This window comes from Paenarthrobacter sp. RAF54_2 (genome assembly GCF_052113945.1).
In the GTDB taxonomy this organism is placed as follows: Bacteria; Actinomycetota; Actinomycetes; order Actinomycetales; family Micrococcaceae; genus Arthrobacter.
The window spans coordinates 163,953-172,174 of record NZ_JBFRDV010000014.1 but is presented as its reverse complement, the minus strand read 5'-3'; the positions used below and the strand labels follow the sequence as shown (position 1 = coordinate 172,174).

Annotated in this window: 7 protein-coding genes; 1 reads left to right on the top strand and 6 read right to left on the bottom strand. The window is 61.9% G+C overall.

The window, feature by feature from the left end:
* Positions 1–159: 159 nt before the first annotated feature.
* From AB4Y87_RS15890 to AB4Y87_RS15880, 3 genes are all read right to left on the bottom strand, one after another.
* On the bottom strand, positions 160–1,011 hold the full coding sequence (locus AB4Y87_RS15890) for an ABC transporter permease (protein ID WP_442005281.1): 852 nt from the start codon (positions 1,009–1,011) through the stop codon (positions 160–162).
* Between the two features lie 2 nt (positions 1,012–1,013).
* Positions 1,014–1,958 (bottom strand): ABC transporter ATP-binding protein, encoded by a 945-nt coding sequence (locus AB4Y87_RS15885; protein WP_442005280.1) that lies wholly within the window; start codon positions 1,956–1,958, stop codon positions 1,014–1,016.
* 146 nt (positions 1,959–2,104) lie between these two features.
* The gene (locus AB4Y87_RS15880) at positions 2,105–3,616 is read right to left on the bottom strand and encodes a bifunctional phosphatase PAP2/diacylglycerol kinase family protein (RefSeq protein WP_442005279.1); all 1,512 of its coding nucleotides are present in this window, start codon (positions 3,614–3,616) and stop codon (positions 2,105–2,107) included.
* Between the two features lie 96 nt (positions 3,617–3,712).
* Here AB4Y87_RS15880 and AB4Y87_RS15875 point away from each other — a divergent pair, with 96 nt between their 5' ends.
* Positions 3,713–4,417 (top strand): phosphatase PAP2 family protein, encoded by a 705-nt coding sequence (locus tag AB4Y87_RS15875; protein ID WP_442005278.1) that lies wholly within the window; start codon positions 3,713–3,715, stop codon positions 4,415–4,417.
* On the opposite strand, the gene AB4Y87_RS15870 is transcribed toward AB4Y87_RS15875, so the two are convergent.
* The 3 genes from AB4Y87_RS15870 to AB4Y87_RS15860 form a co-directional block, all read right to left on the bottom strand.
* A complete protein-coding gene (locus tag AB4Y87_RS15870; protein WP_442005277.1) occupies positions 4,362–5,555 on the bottom strand; it encodes an MFS transporter in 1,194 nt (397 codons plus the stop codon). The two genes, AB4Y87_RS15875 and AB4Y87_RS15870, sit on opposite strands and share 56 nt — an antisense overlap.
* The gene (locus tag AB4Y87_RS15865) at positions 5,552–6,319 is read right to left on the bottom strand and encodes a DeoR/GlpR family DNA-binding transcription regulator (protein WP_442005276.1); all 768 of its coding nucleotides are present in this window, start codon (positions 6,317–6,319) and stop codon (positions 5,552–5,554) included. Before AB4Y87_RS15865 ends, AB4Y87_RS15870 begins: the two co-directional genes overlap by 4 nt.
* A gap of 197 nt (positions 6,320–6,516) precedes the next feature.
* The gene (locus tag AB4Y87_RS15860; RefSeq protein WP_442005275.1) at positions 6,517–8,199 is read right to left on the bottom strand and encodes an ABC-F family ATP-binding cassette domain-containing protein; all 1,683 of its coding nucleotides are present in this window, start codon (positions 8,197–8,199) and stop codon (positions 6,517–6,519) included.
* Between the last annotated feature and the right edge of the window lie 23 nt (positions 8,200–8,222).

Genomic DNA, 8,222 nt, shown 5'->3' with positions numbered 1-8,222 from the left:
AGCCGGCCCTTCGGAGTCAAGATCGCGTTAGCATGGGACATTGAAGACCTCCTTGTGAAGCGGACTCTTAGACAAGCCCCACTCCACTCGGAGGTCTTCTTTTTGTCACCTAACCACGCCGAGTGTCCCTAACGTCCATGGTCAATACACCTAGACGTCCTAGACATCCCGCTTCTTCAACAGGACCATTGCCAGGGCAACGGGCACTACAACCCACGCGCCGAGAACCAGGGCGGCCTGCCAGACTTCCAGCGTGTCCGGAACATGCTCGACGGCGGTCATCGCATTGATGGTGTTGCCCGGAAGGTACTTGCGGGCCTCCACGAAGAAGTCGCCGGGAATGAGCTGGAAAGCAATCGGGGCCACAAAGAACAGACCCACCAGGCTCATGATGCCTCCGGCCGAGTTGCGGACGATGGTTCCAAGGGACATACCAATCGCTGCTACGGCTGCCACGTAAATGCTGTTGACCAGCAAAAGCTTGACCGACTGCGAGCTACTGAGATCCAGCTTGAGATCGTAGTTGTTCACGATCGGGAGCGCCACGAGACCCGCAATGAAGATGGATACCGCAGTCAAGAGGAAGGCACTGACCATCACAACGATCAGCTTGGCCAGGAACGGCGAGAGCCGCTTCGGGACTGCAGCAAAGGTGGAGCGCGCCATCCCCGTGGTGAACTCGGAGCTCATGAGCAGAACGCCCAAGGAACCGAGGATGAGCTGCGCGAAGGCGATGCCCGACGTCGGGATAGTAACTGCGATGTCTCCACCCTGGGCGGCAAGGGCTGCGGCCGCTTGGGGATCCCTCCCGGCCCGCTCGGCGAACTGTCCCGTTCCCCAGGCCGAAAGTGCTGCGAAGCCAACCATGACCAAGGCTGTGGAAGCCAGGAGAATCAGCGTGGACAACAGTGTGCGGAACTTGATGAACTCCGAGTTCAGTACGCGATGGAAGGCCGGTCCTGGACCGACGGATTTACGCATGGACTTGCGGTCCAAAGTGGTGGTGCTCATGTCTATTTCCCTCCGGCCTGAACGGGAACAGCGGCCCCGGCGGTGATGTGCGAGTGGTATTCCACCTCGTCTTTGGTCAACTCCATGTACGCCTCTTCAAGGCTTGCCTGGAGCGGGGTCAACTCGTAGACCATGACCTGGTGGTCCAGGGCAGTCCTGGCGATTCCGCGCGGATCCAGGCCCGAAACTTCCAGCAGCTCACGCTCGTGGACCTCCACGGAAACACCTGTGCCGGCGAGCAGTTGCATGAGCCGCTCCGGCTGGTCCGTGCGGACGCGGGTGCGGGCCTGGCCCTTGCCGGTGATGATCTCTGCGATGGGTGCGTCCGCAATGATCTTGCCGCGGCCAATCACGATCAGATGGTCTGCCGTCAACGCCATCTCACTCATGAGGTGGCTGGACAGGAATACGGTGCGGCCCTCGGAAGCGAGGTACTTCACCAGGTTCCGAACCCAGACCACGCCTTCCGGATCCAGTCCGTTGACGGGTTCGTCCAGGATGATGGTCTGTGGATCGCCCAGGAGCGCTGCCGCAATGCCGAGGCGCTGGCCCATACCGAGCGAGAAACCCTTCACCTTCTTCTTGGCGACTTCCCCCAGCCCGGTCATCTCGATGACCTCCCGCACCCGGCTCTTGGGGATGCTATGGGTCGCGGCCATGGCGAGCAGGTGGTTGTACGCCGTGCGGCTCGTGTGCACTGCCTTCGCATCCAGGAGCGCACCGATTTCACGCAGCGGCGCAACGTGCTTGGCGAACGGCTCACCGTTCACGGTCACCGAACCCGCAGTGGGAGTATCCAGCCCCATGATCATGCGCATAGTGGTGGACTTGCCGGCACCGTTCGGGCCCAGGAAGCCCGTCACCCGTCCGGCTTGGACAGTGAAACTGACACCGCCGACGGCGGTCTTCTCGCCGTAGACCTTCGTCAGGCCTTTTGCTTCGATCATGGAAGCGTTCCCTCCTCGGAGCACATGTGTGTGCAGATGAGTTGTTGACTGTACTGACAACGCTAGTCACAGAGGGTGCGGAAATCGCCTGTCTCAGGGATGATTCAGGGTTCAGTCAGGGTAGTCCTCCCGGATGACACCAGGATCTAGGATCCTGGGTCCACCGGCAGTGGGCAGTACACACGGAGCTCGCGCCTCTTGACAGTGAAGACGGCACTGCGCACCCCTGGCTTAGGCTCACCGTCCACGGCAAGGACCAACGGTTCTCCGATCGCCTCAATGGTCACGGTGGTTGCCTCGGTCAGATGGGTGACTTTGGAAGCAGCAACGGTGCCCGTGACCACGGCCCACAGCAGTCGGGCACGGGCAAATGGTTCATCCGCCGTGATCATGCGGACGTCGAAGACGCCGTCGTCCAGCACGGGACGTCGAAGTGGGGCATGGTCGCTGGGGTAGTACCGTCCGCGGCCCAGGTACAGGATCCATAGCTTGTGCCTCACGCCGTTAGCGGTGAGCGTCGTGGGCGAGTTCACGCCGAACGTTCGCAGCGATGCCACCAGACTGGCCAGGGGCTTGCCCATGGCAGGCTGCAGTCTCTCCCTACGGCGTACGAGGTTCGGATAAACACCCACACTGGCCGTATTCAGCATGGCGATCTCACTGGTCTCGGGCTTGTCAGGCAAACCGCGATGTACGGCAACATGCCCGAAATCCACCAACGCGGCCTGACCTTGCGTGACAGCCTCGATTGCGTCGTCAATCGAACTGGTCCCAAGATCACGCGCAAAGTGGTTAAGGGTGCCCCCGGGCAATACCAGCAGAGGCAGGGAATGCTCGACGGCGGCAGCCGCCGCAGTGCCCACCGTCCCGTCACCACCCCACACGCCAAGCGCTATGGTGCCCGGCCGGCTAGCTGCTGCTTCAACTTCCGCGGCTACATCCTCGCCCTCAGCGATTTCATGAATATGCGCCTTAGGGAATACATCCTTCAAGAGTTCGCCGGTTTCCTGAGAGTACGAACCGCCGAGGACGTTGACGGCGATGCTCAGCCCCTCGCCGTCGACAATCGCTGGAGCATCTGCCGGCGTTCGGCGGGGTTTGGGCTCGGCGGGCTTGGCCGGCCACCATTTACGCGTCAGCAGTGCAGCACCCGCTCCAAGAGCAGAACCAAACACCACGTCTGATGGCCAGTGGGCGCCTGTGTGCACACGGGAGTAGGCCACGCCTGCCGCGAGGGGCGCGAGTACGGCACCCAGGACGGGAGAGACCATCCCCGCTCCCACGGTAAAAGCCACGGCAGAAGCCGAGTGGCCAGACGGCATTGACGAACTAACGGGCTGTGGATGCACGAATCTGAAGACCGGCAAATGCTCGGGCAGGGGTCGCGTCCTGGGGAGTGCCGTCTTGAAGATGACGTTGGTGACGCCGGAGGCAACGCCCAAGGCAAGGAGTCCGTGCAGGGCTGCCCTGCGCGGCTTTCCTGGAACACTCGCCATGATTCCCGCGATACCGAACCAGAGCTTCCCCTTGGTGGCCGCTGCGGAGAGCCGCCGGAAGAGATCATCATGTTCACCGTGAGGCTGGCGCGAAACCGCCCTGACAAGGAAATGATCGAACCTTGCCACGTGCTTGGGCCCTTTGCCCAGGAAACCTCGCATGCCACCACAGTAGCGCGAGCTTGGCCGCACGAGCCTGCGGCATTCCCGTGACGTTCAGATGCTCCATCCAAACTTTCCCTGACTACGATGAGGTGCATGCTCCGAGTCCTGCGTCCGCGTCGAAGGCCCGGCTGGCAGATCGTCGCCCCAGCCTTGTTCTTGCTCTGCGCATTCGCGGTCCCGGGAGCCATGCTTGTGGCCGGTCAGGGAGAACCCGCCCTCAACAGAATCGATACAACATGGCAGGCCTATATCTTCACCCTGCACGCCCCATTCTGGGACGGAGTAAACGTAGTGCTCAACGCGGTTGGCTATGTAGGGATGCTGGTGTTGCACCTTGTTTTGGTGGTCGCACTGCTCATCTGGCGGCGTCCCAAGGCTGCTATGTTCACTGCACTGTCAGGACTTTCTGCCCTGGGGCTCACGCAACTGACCAAGGCCGTTGTCGGCCGCGAAAGGCCGCAAGGCGCAACGGTCCTCTCGGATACCGGTTCATACCCTTCGGGGCATGTTTCTGCCACAACCGCGTTTCTCGTCGTGTTGGCGTTGCTGATTGGCCGGCAGTGGGCGAAGGTGGTGGCCGTTCTTGGCATACTCGCGATGATGATCAGCAGAACCTACCTGTCGGCTCACTGGTTAAGTGATGTCTTGGGTGGCGCTTGCCTTGCCGCCGGCGTGGTTCTGCTGTTGTGGTGGCCGTTCTCCAAAATATGCGTCCAGGAGAATGAAACTGCTGGCCGCGGAATTATTTGGCGCGCAGGGGCCTCGCAACGCCAGCAAGAAGCAGGGCAACAAGAATAGGTACCCCGATCGCCAGGAGTGCCATGTGAATTCCAGTTTGGTCGCCAAGGTAACCCAGAAGCGGAGGGCCAGCCAGGAACGCGACATAGCCAATCGTTGAGACCACAGAAACCCGTGCGGCTGCGTGCTTAGGGTCGTCGGCCGCAGCGGACATGCCCATGGGGAAGGCCAAGGCCGCACCAACGCCCCAAAGAGCAGCACCAAGGCCGGCCAGCACCACGTTGCCGGCAAAGACGAACAACGCCAGGCCCAGCGCGGCCGCTGCCATACTGGCCCGCAGGACAGCGACGCGGCCGAACCTGTCGATGACCTTTCCGCCTAGGAAGCGCATCCCTGTCATGGCAGCAACGAAGAGCGCGAAGAGCAGGGCGCCGGTCGCTTCGGAGGTACCGAGTCCATCAACTGCAGCCTTGGCAATCCAGTCATTCCCGGCGCCCTCCGTGAGGGTCGCACCCAAAACCACCACACCGATGAGCAGGGTCCGGCCGTCCCGCCAAGCCGTGGGTCCCTTGGGAGCCGGCGCGCCGTCGTCGAGCGTTTCAGTCACTGCGGCTTCGTGCGGCAGGAAGTACCGCGGTACGGTCAGTGCGAGTAGGACAGCAAGTCCGGCGATCACGAGCAGATGCTCAGGGAGGCCAACACCAAGTTGGGAGAGCCCCGCCCCGATCAAAGCGCCTACAAAAGCCCCGCCGCTGAACGCTGCGTGAAACTGGGGCATGATGGTCCGCTTGAGCCGGTGTTCGACGTCGGCCCCTTCGATGTTCTGGGCCACGTCCCAGAGGCCGATGCCGATGCCAAAGAAGAAGAGGGCGATCGCTGTGGCCGGAACCGATGCAGCCATGAGGGAGAAGGCGATCGCCGCACCTGCCGCCCCTGCCACGATGCCGGCAAGACGAACCGTTCCGGCGGTACCGATTCGACCCACCACCCAACCTGCGGATGGCAACGCCATCAAGGACCCGACGGCGGTGCAAAGCAGCAGGGTGCCCATTTGACCGGAGGTCAGGCTGAGAGCCTCAGTGACAGCGGGGATGCGTGCCGCCCAGCTGGCAAACACCAAGCCATTCATGGCGAAGATCAGGAACGTCGCCACCGCCGCCGCGTTGACGTTGGTGGCGCTTCTTGTGCTGGTGGTCATGCAATCACAACTTCCACAGAGAGTTTGTCGAGCCGGGCAAGATCTTCGGGGGTAGGCTTCATGTCCGTCACGATGACGTCCACAGTGTCCATCGCAGCAACCAGGGCTACCGCGCTGGCATTCCACTTACTGCCGGAGGAGGCAACGATCACCCGCGACGCCGATTCCAAACCGGCGCGCTTCACCGCGGCGTCGTCCAGGTCATGGGCCAGCAGTCCATCCTTGAGATTGAGGGCACAGGGCGTCACCACAGCGGTATCGAACCGCAACGAGCGGATATTCGCTTCGGTCATGGGCCCGCGGAAAGACTGTTCGCCTGGAATGAGGCTTCCTCCCGGGAGTATGAGCTGCGGCCTGCGGCCTTCCTTGGCGTGAGTCAGCGCCTCGACGCCGTGCAAGGACATCGGCATCACTGTGAGTTCACGCTGGCCCAGTCGCCGCGCGATCTCCGTGGCGGTGGATCCGCTGTCCAACCACACATGCTCGCGGTCCTTCAACAGTGCGTCAACGGTCGCCGCGATCTTGAGCTTTGCCTCGTGGTCTTCCAGTTCTCGCTGCCCATAGCCGGGGTTGTCACCTCGCGCTACCAGACTGCGGGCGCCGCCGTGGATCCGCTTCAGTACTCCATTGGCAGCAAGAATCTCGAGATCACGGCGGACTGTGGCGCCCGAGGCTCCGGTAGCGGCTACCAGCTCGTCCACTGATACTTCTTCGCGTTTGCGCAGCAGCTCGCCAATGAGCCGGTGGCGATCAGCAGTTCCCATGATTCAACGGTATCAGCCTGACGCGCACTTAATCACGCAGTGTGATCATTTGCTCACCGATGCTCTCTCACATCCCCAGGCCTAACGCCCGATGCTCTCTCACATCCCACTCCTCATACCCGGATGTTCTCTCCCTTGCGTCAGGAAAGTGAGAGAGCATCCGGCCAAAAGGGCAACGATGTGAGAGAACGTGGGGACTAGCGGGCGCGCTCCACGCGCTTCTCATCCCAGACGGGTTCCTCGGACTCGTAGACCTTGCCATCTGAGCCGAAAATCAGGAACCGATCAAAGGACTTGGCGAACCAGCGGTCATGGGTGACGGCCAGGACCGTTCCCTCGAAAGCATCGATGGCACGCTCCAGGGCTTCGCCGGAGTGCAGGTCCAGGTTGTCGGTAGGCTCGTCAAGGAGCAAAAGCGTGGCCCCCGACAGCTGCAGCAGGAGGATCTGGAACCGCGCCTGCTGGCCACCGGACAGGGACTCGTACTTTTGCTCCGATTGGCCGGCCAATCCGTAGGAGTCCAGAGCACCTGCCGCAGCTTCGCGGGGCAAGCCTGATCGGTGTTCGTCGCCGCGGTGCAGGATCTCCAACAACGTCCGGCCCAGCAGATCAGGGCGAACGTGAGTCTGTGCGAAGAATCCGGGCCGGATCCGGGCGCCCAATTTCACAGTTCCTTCATGCGGCACTTCAGCAATGACAACGTCCGACACCGGCAAGTGCTCCCGCTCGGGGTCGGTGCCACCGGTGGCGAGCAAGCGCAGGAAGTGGCTCTTTCCAGAACCGTTGGAACCGAGTACGCCCACACGGTCTCCGAACCAGATTTCCGTGGAGAACGGCTTCATGAGTCCAGTCAGTTCAAGCTTCTCCGCCACGACGGCGCGTTTTGCTGTTCGCCCACCCTTGAGGCGCATCTTCACGTTCTGCTCAATTGGCAGGGCCTCGGGTGGTCCAGCCTCCAGGAACTTGGCAAGACGGGTCTGTGCTGCCTGGTACCTGTTTGCCATGTCAGACCGGAACGCGGCCTTGTTCTTGTACATGTTGACGAGTTCCTTGAGCTTCACGTGCTCCTCGTCCCAACGCTTGCGGAGTTCCTCGAATCGGGCGTTCCTGTCGGCGCGTGCCTCTACATAGGAGCCGAAACCGCCGCCGTGGATCCAGGCTCCGGCACCGTTGATGCCGGGTTCCAGCGTCACGATTCGGCCGGCGGCGTTGTTGAGCAGCTCGCGGTCGTGGCTGATGAACAGCACGGTCTTCTTGGATTCGTTGAGCTTGGATTCGAGCCAGCGCTTACCGGGGACGTCAAGGTAGTTGTCCGGTTCGTCCAGGAGCAGGAGTTCGTCCGGACCAGCGAAGAGGGCTTCCAACACGAGGCGCTTCTGCTCCCCACCGGACAGCGTGGAGGCACGTCGGAACTGTGCTTTGTCGAAGGAAATTCCCAAAGCCGCCATGCACACTTCGTCCCAGACGGTCTCGACGTCGTAACCGCCGGCGTCTCCCCAATCCACGATCGCCTGGGCGTACTTCATCTGGGTGGGCTCGTCGTCGTGCTCCATCATGGCGAGCTCTGCGTCTTCTACAGCCTTGGCAGCTGCCGCGAGACCGGCTTGGGCCGTCGAAACCAGCAGATCCCGGACAGTTGATTCATCCCGGACTTGCCCCACGAACTGCCGCATGATGCCCATGTTCCCGGATTTGCCCACGACGCCTTCGTCGGGTGTGAGATCGCCGGAAATGATCTTGAACAGCGTCGTCTTGCCGGTTCCGTTGGGTCCAATCAGCGCGGTCTTGGTGCCGTCAGGCACCTTGAAGGTCACGCCGTTGAGCAGCTGGGTGCCGTCGGAGAGGAAGTAGTCGATGCAGGAAACGTCAATATGGGCCACCGCCCAATCTTCCCACGGCCAGG